This is a genomic window from Williamsia muralis, from assembly GCF_051487485.1.
In the GTDB taxonomy this organism is placed as follows: Bacteria; Actinomycetota; Actinomycetes; order Mycobacteriales; family Mycobacteriaceae; genus Williamsia; species Williamsia muralis_B.
Window position 1 is genome coordinate 255,334 of sequence record NZ_JAHVCV010000004.1, and the last position, 15,200, is coordinate 270,533.

Sequence of the window (15,200 nt, forward strand, 5' to 3'; positions counted from 1 at the left end):
GGTTACTTCGAGTAGAACTCGACGATGAGCTGCTCGGTGAGCGGCACATCGATCTGCGCGCGCTCAGGCTCCGAGTGCACCAGGATGCGCAGCGTGTCAGGGACAACCTGCAGCCAGCCCGGCGCCTTGCGATCGGCCTGGATCTCCCGGGCGATCTGGAACGGGGTGGTCTGCAGCGACTTCGGGCGGACATCGATGATGTCGAAACGAGAGACGCGGTAGCTGGGCACATCGACCTTCACACCGTTGACGGTGAAGTGGCCGTGGCTGACCATCTGACGCGACTGGCGACGCGTGCGGGCCAGGCCTGCGCGGTACACCACGTTGTCGAGACGGGTCTCCAGCATCTTCAGCAACTCGTCACCGGTCTTGCCGTTGCGACGGTTGGCCTCTTCGTAGTAGCGACGGAACTGCTTCTCCATCACTCCATAGGTGAAGCGCGCCTTCTGCTTCTCCTGGAGCTGCAGCAGGTATTCGCTCTCCTTGATCCGCGCGCGGCCGTGCTGGCCGGGCGGGTAAGGGCGACGTTCGAACGCCTGGTCTCCGCCGACGAGGTCGACGCGGAGGCGACGGGATTTACGGGTGACGGGTCCGGTATAACGAGCCATTTTCTAGTTCTCTCTTTCCCGTTAGACCCGGCGCCGCTTGGGCGGGCGGCAGCCGTTGTGCGGCTGCGGGGTGACATCGGAAATCGTGCCGACCTCGAGGCCGGCGGCCTGCAGTGAGCGGATCGCGGTCTCACGACCGGAGCCCGGTCCCTTGACGAACACGTCGACCTTCTTGACGCCGTGCTCCTGCGCCTTGCGGGCAGCGTTCTCGGCAGCGAGCTGCGCGGCGAACGGGGTGCTCTTACGTGAGCCCTTGAAGCCGACGTGGCCCGAGGATGCCCACGCGATGACGTTCCCGGCGGGGTCGGTGATCGAGACGATGGTGTTGTTGAACGTGCTCTTGATGTGCGCGCTGCCGTGCGGGACGTTCTTCTTCTCGCGACGGCGAGTGCCCTTCTTCGGGCCAGCGCTACGTGACTTAGGAGGCATGGATTACTTCTTCTTCCCGGCGATGGTCTTCTTCGGGCCCTTGCGGGTCCGAGCGTTGGTCTTGGTGCGCTGTCCGCGGACGGGCAGGCCACGACGGTGGCGCAGGCCCTGGTAGCAACCGATTTCGATCTTGCGACGGATATCGGCCTGGACCTCGCGGCGCAGGTCACCTTCGACCTTGACCGAGGCTTCGAGGTACTCGCGAAGCTTCAAGACGTCTTCGTCGGTGAGGTCCTTGGCGCGCAGATCCGGGCTGAGCCCGGTGGCGTCGAGGATTTCCTTGGAGGTGGTGCGGCCAACTCCGTAGATGTAGGTCAGTGCGATCTCCAGGCGCTTCTCGCGCGGAAGATCAACACCAGCAACACGTGCCATGTGGCGTTTCCTTTGGTTCTCGGAGGTCTGCTCCCAGTCCGTCCCCTACTCTGCGAGGGGCCCCGGCCTCCGTGCCGGGGGTAGGCGGTCATCCGTTTATGGCCGCTGGTGCTGGAAGGTCTTCTGTCGTGCCTGTATTGAGTTGTGTCGCTCTCACAAGCGATCTCCTACAAGTGCTGATCAGCCCTGGCGCTGCTTGTGGCGCAGGTTTTCGCAGATCACCATGACTCGGCCGTTACGCCGGATCACTTTGCACTTTTCGCAGATCGGCTTGACGCTCGGCTGAACCTTCACGTCAGTGATCTCCTTCAAAGCCTGCGGCGTGGCCCTGGGGCCACGCCTGTCGTTGGTGTTCACACCCGGCGGTACCGGGCATGTTGCACTGGCCCTCTCGCCCGCATCAGCGGGCCGAGGTACCGGTCGATTTACTTGTAGCGGTAAACGATGCGGCCGCGGGTCAGGTCATAAGGCGAGAGCTCCACGACCACGCGGTCCTCGGGCAGGATGCGGATGTAGTGCTGCCGCATCTTGCCGCTGATATGGGCAAGCACCTTGTGACCGTTCTCCAGCTCAATGCGGAACATCGCATTGGGCAAGGGTTCGACAACACGGCCCTCGACCTCGATCGCGCCTTCTTTGGCCATAGCCTCCACGATTCTGGTGTGTTGACCACACCTGAACAGTTCTGTTCGGTTACCTTCTTGGCACGCACTTGTCCCGGGCTTTCGAGTCTCAGTTTGCAGGGGACTCGAACGAGCTCTGCGGATCTGGGCACAAAAACAACCCGGCGCGCGGGCGCACCGTTGATCTACGGTACGCGTTCGCGCAGCTCAGGACAAATACGCCCAGTTCGGGCCGCTCGAATCCCCGCCGACCGGGCGTTTTCGGCACCTTGTCGCGGCGCCTTTTACCCGCAGGTGCGGCGGGTCGGATTCCGAAGGACCACAAAATCACCTCTTGACGGCCGTCCCCCGTCAGTTTACGGTGACTCCAATCACATCGATTTGAAACGTTTCAAAGACGTTCACCCCCGCCTCATCCGCCGGCTCCCCGACCGGATGCCCGATCAGTTCAAGGACCCACGATGGCTCCCACCCCGACCACTCATCTCACGGACTCCCGGGCTGGAGATGGACCACCGGCACGCCGGCGAGTGTGCTTCACCATGAACCTGCGACCCGAACGCGTGGACGACTACCTCGCGGCGCACGAGCACGTCTGGCCCGAGATGCTCGATGCCCTGCGCACCGCCGGCTGGCACAACTACTCGCTCTTCCTGCGACGCGGCGACGGACTGGTCGTCGGCTACCTCGAGACCGACGACTTCGACCGCGCGGTGGCCGAGATGGACGCGACAGACATCAACGCCCGCTGGCAGTCCTCGATGGCCGAGTACTTCACCGATCCCGCCGGTCGCGGACCCGATCAGACGCTCGAACGACTCACCGATTACTTCCACCTCGACTGAGGGGAGATCCCCTGCCCATCCCGCTGCGGCTGCGTCTCATCGGCAGCCGCCAGATCGCATCGACCAATTACCCTGCACAAGACTCACCCCACAAGGAGTACCCATGAAATTGGGGGCCAAGAAGACCACGGGATGGAAAGCAACCATCTCTGTGGCCATGTCCAACTACATCGAGGCCGGCTCGATCATCGCGATCGCCACGAGCCTCGGATTCTGGCAAGACGAGTTCGGGATCAGCAACTTCGCGGTGGGCCTTCTCGCCGCACTGAGCGCCAACGCCTTTGGTGCAGCCGTCGGCGCAGCAGTCGGCGGGCCTCTGTGTGACCGGTACGGCCGCAAGGCGATCTACACCTACGACCTGCTGCTGTACATGGTCGGCGTGCTCATCGCCGCGTTCGCGATGAACTTCACCATGCTGCTACTGGCATTTGTCGTGACCGGCCTGGCAGTCGGTGCGGGAGTCCCGGCATCGTGGACGTACATCGCCGAACAGGCGCCCTCCAATGCGCGGGCCCGCCATGTGGGAACGGCACAGTTGGCGTGGTCCGTCGGGCCACTGATCGGCTTCGCCCTGGCCGCCGCACTGGCGCCGCTGGAGTTGCTGGGTTCGCGGTTGATCTTCCTGCATCTGTTTGTCGTCGCGGCCATCGTCTGGTGGATCCGGCAAGGCCTCGTCGAATCGAAGATCTGGACCGAAGAGGGCCATGACACCACCACAGACCAGGCACAGCGCGTCAGCGGCGGCAACGGTCTGCGCGGATTGTTCTCGCGCAAGAAGAACATCACCGCACTCCTCGTCCTGATCGGCATCTACGGGTTCTGGAACACCGTGGCGGGCCAGGCCGGCATCTTCATGCCCCGGGTGTACGAGACCGCAGGCCTCGACAGCGAGGTGCAGCAGAACCTACTGCAGGTCCTGGTGTGGGGAATGACCGTTCTGGCAACCTATTTCGGGTTCATGCGTTACGGCGATCGCGTGTCGCAGCGCACGCTGTATGTGGCCGGCGCCGTCCCCGGCATCATCGGATGGGGCGTGCTGGTGTTGTTCACCGACGGCGGTCTGCCCACCTTGCTCATCTTCGCCATCTGCTGGGGCATCTCCAGCGGTATCGGCGCGCAGGCCTTCTACAGTCTCTGGGCCAGTGAGTTGTTCGCCACCCCGTACCGCGCGAGTGCACAAGGGTTCATGTTCTTCGTGGTCCGCACGGCGACCGGGGCACTGAGCTACTTCTTCCCCACCCTGCTCGCTGCCGTCGGACTGGCCTGGGTCGGCCTGTTGCTCGTGACCCTGCTGACGGTCGCCCTCATCATCGGTGCAATCGCCGCCCCGAACACCCGCGGCAAGACATTGCAGCAGATCGAGATCGAGCGTTACGGCGAACCCCTCAGTCCGGAACTGGCGACCGCCTCGAATGTGACTGCGGATCATGCAGTCCAGTCCGAGACCGCTGACCGAGCGGCGCCCGCCTCCGTGCCCACGGGTGGGGGTCTGTAGCGATGGCGTCACCTCGACATGCCAGTATTGAAACGTTTCAACGACCCGACGATCTCAAGGACGCCACACCGATGACAGCTGTGAACGCACCCGGGTCCCTTCTGGAGAACCTCGCGATCGAGTTGCCGTCCTGGGCATTCGGGAACTCCGGGACCCGCTTCAAGGTCTTCGGTACGCCCGGCACGCCTCGCACCGTCGAGGAGAAGATCGCCGACGCCGCCGTCGTCAACCGCCTCACCGGGTTGGCACCCTCGGTTGCGTTGCACATCCCCTGGGACATGACCGACGACTTCTCGGCGCTGGGGCGGTACGCCGCCGACCAGGGCGTGCGGCTCGGCACCATCAACTCCAACACCTTCCAGGACGACGACTACAAGTTCGGCAGCCTCACCCACATCGACAAGACCGTGCGCCAGAAGGCGATCGACCACCACCTGCGATGCATCGAGGTGATGAACCAGACCGGGTCGCGGGACCTCAAGATCTGGCTCGCCGACGGCACCAACTACCCCGGGCAGGGCGACATCCGGGGCCGGCAGGATCGCCTCGCAGAGTCGCTGGCAACCATCTACCAGCACATCGGTGAGAGTCAGCGACTCGTGCTCGAATACAAGTTCTTCGAGCCGGCGATGTACATGACCGACGTGCCGGACTGGGGTACCTCCTACACGCAGGTCAGTGCTCTCGGCGAGCGAGCGATGGTCTGCCTCGACACCGGGCATCACGCACCCGGCACCAACATCGAGTTCATCGTGGCCCAGTTGCTGCGACTGGGGAAGCTCGGGTCGTTCGATTTCAACTCGCGTTTCTACGCAGACGACGACCTGATCGTCGGGGCGGCTGACCCGTTCCAGCTGTTCCGCATCATGTGCGAGGTGATCCGCGGCGGCGGTCTCGACGCCGACTCCCCGGTGGCCCTCATGCTCGACCAATGCCACAACGTCGAAGAGAAGATCCCCGGGCAGATCCGCTCCGTGCTCAACGTGCAGGAGATGACAGCAAGAGCTCTGCTCGTCGACACCGACGCACTGGCCGCCGCACAAGAAGCGGGAGACGTGTTGGGTGCCAACGGAATCGTGATGGACGCCTTCTACACGGACGTGAGGCCGATGCTGGCCCAGTGGCGCACCGAACGCGGACTGCCCGCCGACCCGATGGCCGCGTTCGCGGCGTCGGGCTATCGAGAACAAATGGCGACCGAGCGGGCTTCGGGCACCCAGTCGTCCTGGAACGCATGAGCTCACCGAAGGAGATTCGAATGACCGACAAAGCAGCCACAACCCAGGCACCTCCGAGTACCAACCCCACCGTCAGCGCGCTGATCGAACGGTCCAACCGACTCGGTTCCGACCCCAAGAACACCAATTACGCCGGCGGCAACACCTCTGCCAAAGGCACCGACATCGACCCTGTCACCGGCGCCGACGTCGACTTGATGTGGGTCAAGGGGTCCGGCGGCGACCTCGGTACGTTGACCGAGAAGGGCTTGGCCGTCCTGCGTCTGGATCGGCTCCGGTCGCTGGTCGACGTCTACCCAGGTGTCGAGCGCGAAGACGAGATGGTCGCCGCATTCGACTACACGCTGCACGGACGCGGCGGCGCCGCGCCCTCGATCGACACCGCCATGCACGGCCTCGTCGACGCCGCGCATGTCGACCATCTGCACCCCGACTCCGGGATCGCCATCGCCACCGCTGCGGACGGTGAGGCCATCACCAAGCAGATCTACGGCGACCGGGTGATCTGGATCCCGTGGCAGCGACCAGGTTTTCAGCTCGGCCTCGACATCGCCGAACACAAGCGCCGCAATCCGCAGGCCATCGGGACCATCCTCGGTGGACACGGCATCACAGCATGGGGTGAGACGTCCGAAGAAGCCGAGGCGAACTCACTGGAGATCATCAGGGCGGCCGAAGAGTACATCGCCCGTAACGGGCGACCACAGCCTTTCGGCCCGGCGCTGCGTGGGTTCGGGCCGTTGCCCGACAAGGAGAGGCGCGCCAAGGCGGCCGCGTTGGCACCAACACTGCGCGGTCTGGTGAGCACCGACAACCCTCAGGTCGGTCACTTCACCGACACCGATCCTGTCCTCGAATTCCTTTCCGCTGCAGAGCATCCGCAGCTGGCAGCCCTCGGCACCTCCTGCCCCGATCACTTCCTGCGCACCAAGGTGAAGCCGATGGTGCTCGATCTGCCTGCCGACGCATCCGTGGACGACTGCATCGCCCGACTGAAGGAGCTCCACGCCGCGTACCGCAAGGACTACACGGCCTACTACGAGCGGCACGCCACACCCGACTCCCCCGCCATGCGCGGTGCCGATCCGGCGATCGTGTTGATCCCAGGGGTCGGGATGTTCAGCTACGGGAAGGACAAGCAGACCGCACGGGTCGCCGGCGAGTTCTACCTCAACGCCATCAACGTGATGCGCGGCGCCGAAGCCATCTCGCACTACAGCCCGATCGACGAGGCCGAGAAGTTCCGGATCGAATACTGGGCGCTGGAAGAGGCCAAACTGGCCCGGATGCCGAAACCGAAGCCACTGGCGACGCGCATCGCGCTTGTCACCGGGGCAGCTTCGGGTATCGGCAAGGCCATCGCGCAGCGTCTGGCCGCCGAGGGTGCCTGCGTGGTGATCGCCGATCTCGACGCCGACAAGGCACAGGCAGCCGCCGAGGAGATCGGTTCGTCCGACGTGGCAATCGGTATCCGTGCCGACGTCACCGACGAAGAGCAGGTGCAAGCAGCGGTCGACGCGTGTGTGCTTGCCTTCGGCGGTATCGACCTGGTGGTGAACAATGCCGGCCTCTCCCTGTCGAAGTCGTTGCTGGACACCACTGCCGCGGACTGGGACCTGCAGCACAACGTGATGGCCCGTGGCTCCTTCCTGGTGTCGAAGGCGGCCGCCAAGGCCCTCATCGAGCAGCAGATGGGCGGCGACATCCTCTACATCTCGTCGAAGAACTCGGTGTTCGCCGGCCCGAACAACATCGCCTACTCGGCGACCAAGGCCGACCAGGCACATCAGGTTCGCCTGCTCGCTGCAGAGCTCGGCGAACACGGGGTGAAGGTCAACGGCATCAACCCCGACGGCGTCGTCCGTGGCTCGGGGATCTTCGCCGGTGGATGGGGCGCCAAACGCGCCGCGGTGTACGGAGTGCCAGAGGAAGAACTCGGCGAGTTCTACGCACAGCGCACCTTGCTCAAACGTGAAGTGCTGCCGGAGAACATCGCCAACGCGGCGTTTGTCCTGTGCAGCGCGGACATGTCGCACACGACCGGCCTGCACGTGCCGGTCGACGCCGGTGTGGCGGCGGCCTTCCTGCGATGACGAGGTCAGGGCCGACACGGCAGCTGGTGGCGGTGGATCTCGGCGCCACCAGCGGCCGGGTCATGCTCGCCGAGGTCGGTGGCGGGCAACTGCGCATCGAGCAACTCACCCGGTTCGCCAACGGGCCCCTACCGATCTGGGACGGGACCCGGACGGGCCTGCACTGGGATGTGCCCGGACTCTTTGCGCACATCCGAGAGGGGCTGGCACTGGCGGCGAGGCGGGCGCCCGATCTGGCGGGCATCGGGATCGACTCGTGGGCGGTGGACTACGGCCTGCTCCGCGATGGCCGCCTGCTCGGTCTGCCGTACCACTACCGCGACGACCGATCCTCCGCCGGCACGGAGATCGTGCACAACGCCGTGTCGCCGGAAATCCTGTACTCGCGCAACGGACTTCAGTTCCTGCCGTTCAACACGGTGTATCAGCTGGCCGCGGAGAAGGCGTGCGGCACCCTCGAGTTGGCCGACCACGCACTGCTCATCCCCGACCTCATCGGATACTGGCTGACCGGTCAGATGCGTACCGAGCGCACAAACGCCTCGACAACCGGTCTACTCGACATCCACGGGCACTGGGACGACGACCTGATGTCGACCCTGGGCTTCCCGACAGACCTGTTCGGTCCGCTGATCGAGCCCGGTTGCGAACTCGGGCAGGTGTTGCCGTCGGTCGGTTCGGGTCTGGGTGTGCCAGAGGGTGTGACAGTGAACGCGGTCGCATCCCACGACACCGCATCGGCCGTCGCCGCTGTACCGATGAACCCCGACACCGCCGCCTACATCTCCTGCGGAACGTGGGGCCTGGTCGGTGTGGAACTGGCCCACCGGGTGGTGGATCAGGCCGCCCGCTCGGCGAACTTCACCAACGAGGTCGGTGCCGACGGTCGTATCCGCTTCCTGCGCAACGTCATGGGTTTGTGGTTGCTAAGCGAATCGGTACGGCAGTGGGAACGTGAGGGCACCGTGATCGACCTCCCCGACCTGATCGACGGGGCCACCTTCGCCCACCCTCCGGCCCAGGTCTTCGACACCGACGCCGACGAGTTCCTGACCCCCGGCGACATGCCTTCGCGTATCTCGAGGTGGTACACCCAGCGGGGCCTACCGGCCCCGAACGGGCATGCGGAGATGGTGCGCGCCATCTTGGAGAGTCTGGCCGCCGCTTTTGCCGAACGCGTGCAACAGGCCGCGCAACTTTCGGCGACCGAGGTACGCACCGTGCACATGGTCGGCGGTGGAGCCCAGAACCGTCTGCTGTGTCAGCTGACCGCCGACCGGCTGGGTCTGCCGGTGCTCGCCGGTCCGGTGGAGGCCACCGCCATCGGCAACGTATTGATCTCGGCTCGCACCCAACAACTGATCGGCGCCGATCTCGCCGCTGCTCGCGCGATGGTCGCGGCGGCCTTCCCCCCACAGCAGTATGATCCGCGACCAGCGGCTCTGAGAAAGGCATGACGATGAAGCGGCAGATTCCCAAGCCCCACGACCTCGCCCCCTTGATGCAGTTCAAGAAGCCCGAGTTCAACGGCAAGAAGCGACGTCTCGAGGCCGCGCTGACCATCGAGGACCTGCGCGCCATCGCCAAACGCCGGACCCCGCGCGCAGCATTCGACTACACGGACGGGTCGGCCGAGGCCGAGCTGTCGATCGCCCGGGCCCGTCAGGCCTTCGCCGACATCGAGTTCCATCCGGCGATCCTGCGAGACGTGTCCAAGGTCTCCACCGGCTGGGACGTGCTCGGCGGCCCGGTGCAGCTGCCGTTCGGTATCGCACCCACCGGTTTCACCCGGATGATGCAGACCGAAGGCGAGATCGCCGGCGCCCACGCCGCCGCGCGCGCAGGCATCCCGTTCTCGCTGTCCACCATGGGGACTGCATCCATCGAGGATGTGAAGGCTGCAAACCCGCTCGGCCGCAACTGGTTCCAGCTCTACATGTGGAAGGAACGCGAGCGCTCGATGGCGCTTGTCGACCGCGCAGCCAAGGCCGGGTACGACACCCTGCTGGTCACCGTGGACGTCCCGGTCGCCGGGGCCCGACTGCGTGACAAGCGCAACGGGATGTCGATACCGCCGGCCCTGACACCGGGCACGGTCATCAACGCACTGCCCCGCCCCCAATGGTGGATCGACTTCCTGACCACCGAACCCTTGGCCTTCGCGTCCCTGGACCGCTGGTCGGGGACGGTCGCGGAACTGCTGGACACGATGTTCGACCCCACGGTCACCTTCGACGACCTGGCCTGGATCCGCGCCCAGTGGCCCGGCAAGCTTGTCGTCAAAGGCATCCAGACGGTGGCCGACGCCAAAGCCGTCGTCGACCTCGGGGTCGACGGGCTGGTGCTCTCCAATCACGGAGGCAGGCAACTCGATCGGGCCCCGATCCCGTTCCACCTGTTGCCCCACGTCGCAGCCGAGGTCGGCCGCGACACCGAGATCATCCTCGACACCGGCATCATGTCGGGCGCTGACATCGTGGCGGCCATTGCGCTCGGCGCCCGGTTCACCCTCATCGGCCGGGCCTACCTGTACGGGTTGATGGCGGGCGGCGAGGCCGGCGTCAACCGCGCCCTCGACATCCTCACCGAGCAGATCGAACGCACCATGCGACTGCTCGGAGTCACCTGTCTCGAAGAGCTCAACCCTGGGCACGTCACCCAACTCGTCCGACTCGCCCCGATGCCCGCACACGGCCCCTCGGCGGTGACGACCCGATAGCCTTTCGGACAGATCCCCGTTCGACCGATCACCCGGTCTACGGTCCCCTGGGCGGCGGCGAGAGGAGCGTGCGGCGATGGCGGTGAGCGTTCGCGACGTCGCCGCTGCGGCAGAGGTGTCCGTCGGGACGGTCTCCAATGTCCTCAACGCACCGGAGAAGGTTGCCCCGACCACCGTCGAGCGGGTCCATCGAGCCATCGCCGACCTCGGATTCGTCCGCAATGACGCTGCCCGTCAGCTCAAGGCGGGCCGGTCACGATGTGTCGGGTTGATCGTCCTCGACGTCGGCAACCCGTTCTTCACCGACCTGGCGCGAGCGGCCGAACGCAGGGCCGCCGAGAACCGGCTCACCGTACTCCTCGGCACCTCCGACGATGACCCGGCACGAGAACGCGCATACGTCGAAACCTTTGACGAACAACGCGTTTACGGCGTCCTGGTCTCCCCCGTCGGAGACGACCTGAGCCGTCTCGCCGAGCTCCACCGACGCGGGACCCCGGTGGTTCTGGTGGATCGCCGCGGCGAGGGGAGCCCGTTTTCGTCGGTGGCAGTCGACGACGTCGCCGGCGGCAGACTCGCCTGCGAACATCTCTGCGCCATCGATCGCCGGCGCATCGCCTTCATCGGCGGACCGGCAGGTCTTCACCAGGTCGCCGACCGGTTACGCGGTGCACGCGAGGCGGTGGCCGAGGTCCAGGGCGCCCATCTCGAGGTCATCACGACGGGCGCGTTGAGCGTGCTCGCGGGCCGCGCGGCCGGCGAGGCCATCCGCTCGCGACCGGCGGCCGACCGTCCCGACGCCATCTTCTGCGCCAACGACCTGTTGGCCATCGGCGTACTGCAAGCACTGACGATGCTCGGAGACGTGTCGGTTCCCGGAGACATCGCTCTGATCGGGTACGACGACATCGACTTCGCACAGTCCGCCGTCGTTCCCCTCTCGTCGATCCGTCAACCCAGTGGCCAGCTCGGGACTCACGCCGTGGACCTGCTGCTCGCCGAGACGGACCGGGCGCCGGGCACCGGTCCCGAGCACATTCTCTTCCAGCCGGAACTGGTCGCGCGGGCCTCCACCGTGGGCGCCACACCGAGCGATCAGGCCACCGACATCTGACACCGCTGGCGCACGCCCCGCAATCGTGAAACACTCGTTGTCAGATGTGAACGGGGTCACAAGGAGGCAGCGCGTGCAAGAAGAGAAAACCACCTATTGCCGGATCTGCGAACCGCTCTGCGGGATGATCGCCACCGTCGAGGACGGGAAGCTGCTCTCGCTACGGCCAGACAAGCAGAACCCGTTGTCCAAAGGCTTCGCCTGCCCCAAGGGCATCGCCTTCACGGAGATCGTCAACGATCCCGACCGCGTCCTGCACCCCTTGCGCAAGAACGAGTTCGGCGAGTTCGAAGAGGTCTCCTGGGACACCGCGATGTCCGACATCACCTCTCGCCTCGGCGCCATCCACCGCCGTGACGGTGCCGGCAGCATCGGATGGTATTTCGGCAATCCGGCAACATTCTCCACCGGCCACACACTCTGGGTGGCCAACTTCACGACACTGCTGGGCACACCGCACGTCTACTCGGCCGGGTCACAAGACGTCAACAACCGATTCGTGGCAAGCCACTTCCTCTACGGCACCCCGGTGGCCGCACCGATCCCCGACATCAACCGGGTGCAGTTCCTCGTGATCATCGGCGCCAACCCTGTTGTCTCCCATGGCAGTGTGATGAGTTCACCGCGTATCCGGGAAAACCTGCAGGCAATCACCCACCGCGGTGGACGCGTGCTGGTGATCGACCCTCGCCGCACCGAGACCGCCCGCGAGTTCGAATGGCAGCCGATCGTCCCGGATACCGACGCACTGCTGCTCCTGTCGCTCCTGCAGGTCATGTTCGCCGAGAAGCTCGCCGACGAGGATCAGCTGGCCGAGCAATCCACCGGCATCGAGTCGATCAAACAACTGGCAGCCGGATTCGCACCCGAGGTGACCGCCGATCGCACGGGCATCGATCCCCAGACCGTGCGCGAGCTGGCCCGCACCCTGGTGGTCACCGACCGCGCCGCGATCTATGGCCGGATCGGCACGTCGCTGGGACGCGCAGGCACCCTCACCACCGCGTTGCTCGACATCGTCAACCTCGTCGCAGGCAACCTCGACGTCGCAGGCGGATCGATGTTCGGCGATCTGGGCATACCCGGACAACGCCTGGGAGTGGCGGCGCTGCAACATGTCTCGCGGTTCGCGTGGAACGGACGGCGCAGCAGGATCGGCGATCTGCCGCAGGTTCTGGGCACCGCCCCGGCCTCGGTGATGGCCAAGGAGATGCTCACCCCGGGCAAAGGACAACTCAAGGCCCTGTTCGTGAGTGCGGGCAATCCGGTCCTGTCGGTGCCCAACGGCGACGAACTGTCCAAGGCGCTCGGCGACCTGGAGTTGATGGTGTCCCTCGACTTCTATCAGAACGAGACCAACGCTCACGCCGACTACATCCTGCCCACCACCACGATGTACGAGCGGTCCGATTTCCTCCTCCCCTTCCAGGCCCTGTTCACCACGCCGTTCAAACAGGCCACCGAAGCCGTCATCCCGCCCCGCGGGGAAGCACGCGAGGAGTGGGAGATCATCAACGAACTCGTGGCGTCGCTTGCCAAACAGGCACCGCTGTTGGGCGGGCTGCACCTGTTCAACAAGTTCGCCGATCTGGTCGGCAAGCCGTGGACCCCGACGACGCTCTCCGATCTGGTGGTGCGCATCGGGCTCGGCGGTGACCGTTTCGGTCTTCGCCGCGGTGGCCTCACCTTCGAGAAGCTGATCAACAAGTTCCCACACGGCAAGATAGTCGCGGACAATCTCCAACCCGGCCAGTTGCGCAAGATCGTCACCCATCGGGCGCGCAAGATCCGGTTGGACGCGCCCGAGTTGCTCGCCGAGATCGACCGACTCGAGCGTGACACCGACCCCGGCTACCCTCTACGGCTCATCGGCATGCGCGAGATCCGTTCGGAGAACAGCTGGCAGCACAACGCCCCGATGTTGTTGCGCGGCGGCAGAACTCATGCGGCCCGCATGCACCCCACCGATGCCGCCGACCGAGGAATCGCGGAGGGCGAGCTGATCAGTGTGGCCTCGCGGCACGGTCAGATCGCGCTTCCGGTCACGCTGACGGACGACATCAAACAGGGTGTCGTCGCCATCCCACACGGCTGGGGTCACAACGGGAACGGCGGGTGGACCAAGGCGAACGACGCAGCGAGCAACGACCTCGGCACCGGCGGGGTCAACGTCAACAAGCTCATCTCGTCGGACCCCGAGGATCTCGAGCGCCTGGCAGGGATGGCCAACATGACCGGCGTGCCGATCCAGGTTGCCGCCCTCGACCGCACGTCCGACTCCATCCGCGACCGGCTGACCGCGTCATCGGGAATGGTCGCCTCCGGCGAGTAGGCCCGGTGACCCGCTAAGTTGGCCGGGTGAGAGCACTTCTGCAGAGGGTCACCGAAGCGTCGGTCGAGGTCGAAGGTGAGGTGGTCGGCCGGATCGAACCCGGTGACGGTCGCCATGGCCTGGTCGCGCTCATCGGGGTGACACACACCGATGGCGTCGACGACGCCAGGACCCTGGGCGGCAAGATCTGGCGGCTCCGCATCCTCGACGGAGAGAAGTCTGCAGCCGATCTCGGCGCACCGATTCTCGTCATCAGTCAGTTCACCCTGTACGCCAACACCGCCAAGGGACGTCGCCCGTCGTGGAATGCGGCAGCACCGGGTTCGGTGGCAGAACCACTCGTGGCCGAGGTGGTCGCAGCCCTGCGGTCGTCGGGTGCCGAAGTTGCGACCGGACGGTTCGGGGCGCATATGCAGGTCAGCCTGGTCAACGACGGCCCGGTGACCATCATGCTCGAGGTCTGAGCCCCGATTTTAGTGGGTTCCGGTGAACCCGACCTGCAGGTTTACCCACCCGAACCCACCACTATGGGATTACGGGCGGACGGTGAGGATGCGAGGACCGTCGGAAGTGACAACAACGGTGTGCTCCCAATGCGAGGCACGGGTGCCGTCGTTGGTGATGACGGTCCAACCGTCGTCGAGCACAGTGGTTTCCACCGTGCCGAGGGTGAGCATGGGCTCGATCGCGAGCGTGGATCCGATCACCAGCTGCGGGCCCCGGCCCGCCCTACCCTCATTGGGCAGGAACGGGTCCAGATGCATCTCCCGTCCGATACCGTGACCGCCGTAACCGTCCACGATGCCGAAGGTCCGGCCGTAGGTCTTCTCCGCAGCACGCGTGGCCGTCTCGATCGCATGCGAGATGTCGGTGAGCCGGCCGCCGTCGACCATCGCCGCGATACCGGCCTCCATGGCCAGGCGGGTCGCGTCGTTGAGGTCCTGATCGGCCGCCGACAGGTCACCCACCCCGAAGGTCCATGCGGAGTCACCGTGCCAGCCGTCGAGAATCGCACCACAGTCGATGGACACCAGGTCGTGCTCGGCGAGCACCACGTCCTTGGACGGGATGCCGTGCACCACAACGTCGTTGACCGACGAACAGATGGACCCGGTGAACCCGTGGTAACCCAGGAACGATGGGACGGCCCCCGCCTCGCGGATCACCGTCTCGGCGACCTCGTCCAGTTCCAGGGTGGAGACACCTGCCTTGGCGGCTTCGCGTACGGCGACCAGCGCACGGCCGACAACCTCACCGGCAGCGGCCATCGCATCCACCTCGCCCGCCGAACGGAACGGAACGGGCTTGGGTTTACGAAACCCCATCAGAACC

Annotated in this window: 15 protein-coding genes; 9 read left to right on the forward strand and 6 right to left on the reverse strand. The window is 65.4% G+C overall.

The window, feature by feature from the left end; genetic code table 11:
• Positions 1 to 2: 2 nt before the first annotated feature.
• The 5 genes from rpsD to infA all read right to left on the reverse strand — a co-directional run bounded on the left by rpsD (position 3) and on the right by infA (position 2,053).
• Positions 3 to 608, reverse strand: coding sequence for a 30S ribosomal protein S4 (rpsD, locus tag KXR83_RS12645; protein WP_023955918.1), 606 nt, complete (start codon positions 606 to 608; stop codon positions 3 to 5).
• Between the two features lie 21 nt (positions 609 to 629).
• Positions 630 to 1,037: a 30S ribosomal protein S11 gene (gene rpsK / locus KXR83_RS12650; RefSeq protein WP_023955919.1), complete on the reverse strand. Its 408-nt coding sequence runs from the start codon at positions 1,035 to 1,037 to the stop codon at positions 630 to 632.
• Positions 1,038 to 1,040: 3 nt separating this feature from the next.
• A complete protein-coding gene (gene rpsM / locus KXR83_RS12655) occupies positions 1,041 to 1,409 on the reverse strand; it encodes a 30S ribosomal protein S13 (protein WP_023955920.1) in 369 nt (122 codons plus the stop codon).
• A gap of 180 nt (positions 1,410 to 1,589) precedes the next feature.
• On the reverse strand, positions 1,590 to 1,703 hold the full coding sequence (gene rpmJ, locus KXR83_RS12660; RefSeq protein ID WP_005207978.1) for a 50S ribosomal protein L36: 114 nt from the start codon (positions 1,701 to 1,703) through the stop codon (positions 1,590 to 1,592).
• A gap of 131 nt (positions 1,704 to 1,834) precedes the next feature.
• Entirely contained in the window at positions 1,835 to 2,053 is a 219-nt protein-coding gene (infA, locus tag KXR83_RS12665; RefSeq protein ID WP_020109371.1) for a translation initiation factor IF-1, read from the reverse strand.
• A 440-nt stretch (positions 2,054 to 2,493) separates the two neighbouring features.
• Here infA and KXR83_RS12670 point away from each other — a divergent pair, with 440 nt between their 5' ends.
• From KXR83_RS12670 to dtd, 9 genes are all read left to right on the forward strand, one after another.
• Positions 2,494 to 2,877, forward strand: coding sequence for an L-rhamnose mutarotase (locus tag KXR83_RS12670; RefSeq protein ID WP_437425135.1), 384 nt, complete (start codon positions 2,494 to 2,496; stop codon positions 2,875 to 2,877).
• Between the two features lie 103 nt (positions 2,878 to 2,980).
• Positions 2,981 to 4,372 carry an MFS transporter gene (locus tag KXR83_RS12675; protein ID WP_437425136.1) on the forward strand — a complete coding sequence of 464 codons (1,392 nt, stop codon included), beginning with the start codon at positions 2,981 to 2,983 and terminating at the stop codon, positions 4,370 to 4,372.
• Between the two features lie 71 nt (positions 4,373 to 4,443).
• The gene (gene rhaI, locus KXR83_RS12680) at positions 4,444 to 5,610 is read left to right on the forward strand and encodes an L-rhamnose isomerase (protein ID WP_437425137.1); all 1,167 of its coding nucleotides are present in this window, start codon (positions 4,444 to 4,446) and stop codon (positions 5,608 to 5,610) included.
• A 20-nt stretch (positions 5,611 to 5,630) separates the two neighbouring features.
• The gene (locus KXR83_RS12685) at positions 5,631 to 7,703 is read left to right on the forward strand and encodes a bifunctional aldolase/short-chain dehydrogenase (protein ID WP_437425138.1); all 2,073 of its coding nucleotides are present in this window, start codon (positions 5,631 to 5,633) and stop codon (positions 7,701 to 7,703) included.
• Positions 7,700 to 9,160, forward strand: a complete 1,461-nt coding sequence (locus KXR83_RS12690; RefSeq protein WP_437425139.1) for a rhamnulokinase — start codon at positions 7,700 to 7,702, stop codon at positions 9,158 to 9,160. The genes KXR83_RS12685 and KXR83_RS12690 overlap by 4 nt, the downstream gene beginning before the upstream one ends.
• 2 nt (positions 9,161 to 9,162) lie before the next feature.
• On the forward strand, positions 9,163 to 10,422 hold the full coding sequence (locus tag KXR83_RS12695; RefSeq protein ID WP_437425140.1) for an alpha-hydroxy acid oxidase: 1,260 nt from the start codon (positions 9,163 to 9,165) through the stop codon (positions 10,420 to 10,422).
• Positions 10,423 to 10,498: 76 nt separating this feature from the next.
• The gene (locus KXR83_RS12700; RefSeq protein WP_437425141.1) at positions 10,499 to 11,536 is read left to right on the forward strand and encodes a LacI family DNA-binding transcriptional regulator; all 1,038 of its coding nucleotides are present in this window, start codon (positions 10,499 to 10,501) and stop codon (positions 11,534 to 11,536) included.
• A gap of 73 nt (positions 11,537 to 11,609) precedes the next feature.
• A complete protein-coding gene (locus tag KXR83_RS12705) occupies positions 11,610 to 13,868 on the forward strand; it encodes a molybdopterin-dependent oxidoreductase (protein WP_437425142.1) in 2,259 nt (752 codons plus the stop codon).
• Positions 13,869 to 13,894: 26 nt separating this feature from the next.
• Positions 13,895 to 14,332, forward strand: coding sequence for a D-aminoacyl-tRNA deacylase (gene dtd / locus KXR83_RS12710; RefSeq protein ID WP_437425143.1), 438 nt, complete (start codon positions 13,895 to 13,897; stop codon positions 14,330 to 14,332).
• Between the two features lie 69 nt (positions 14,333 to 14,401).
• Here dtd and map read toward each other — a convergent pair whose 3' ends face one another.
• The gene (gene map / locus KXR83_RS12715; RefSeq protein WP_437425144.1) at positions 14,402 to 15,193 is read right to left on the reverse strand and encodes a type I methionyl aminopeptidase; all 792 of its coding nucleotides are present in this window, start codon (positions 15,191 to 15,193) and stop codon (positions 14,402 to 14,404) included.
• Positions 15,194 to 15,200: the final 7 nt, after the last annotated feature.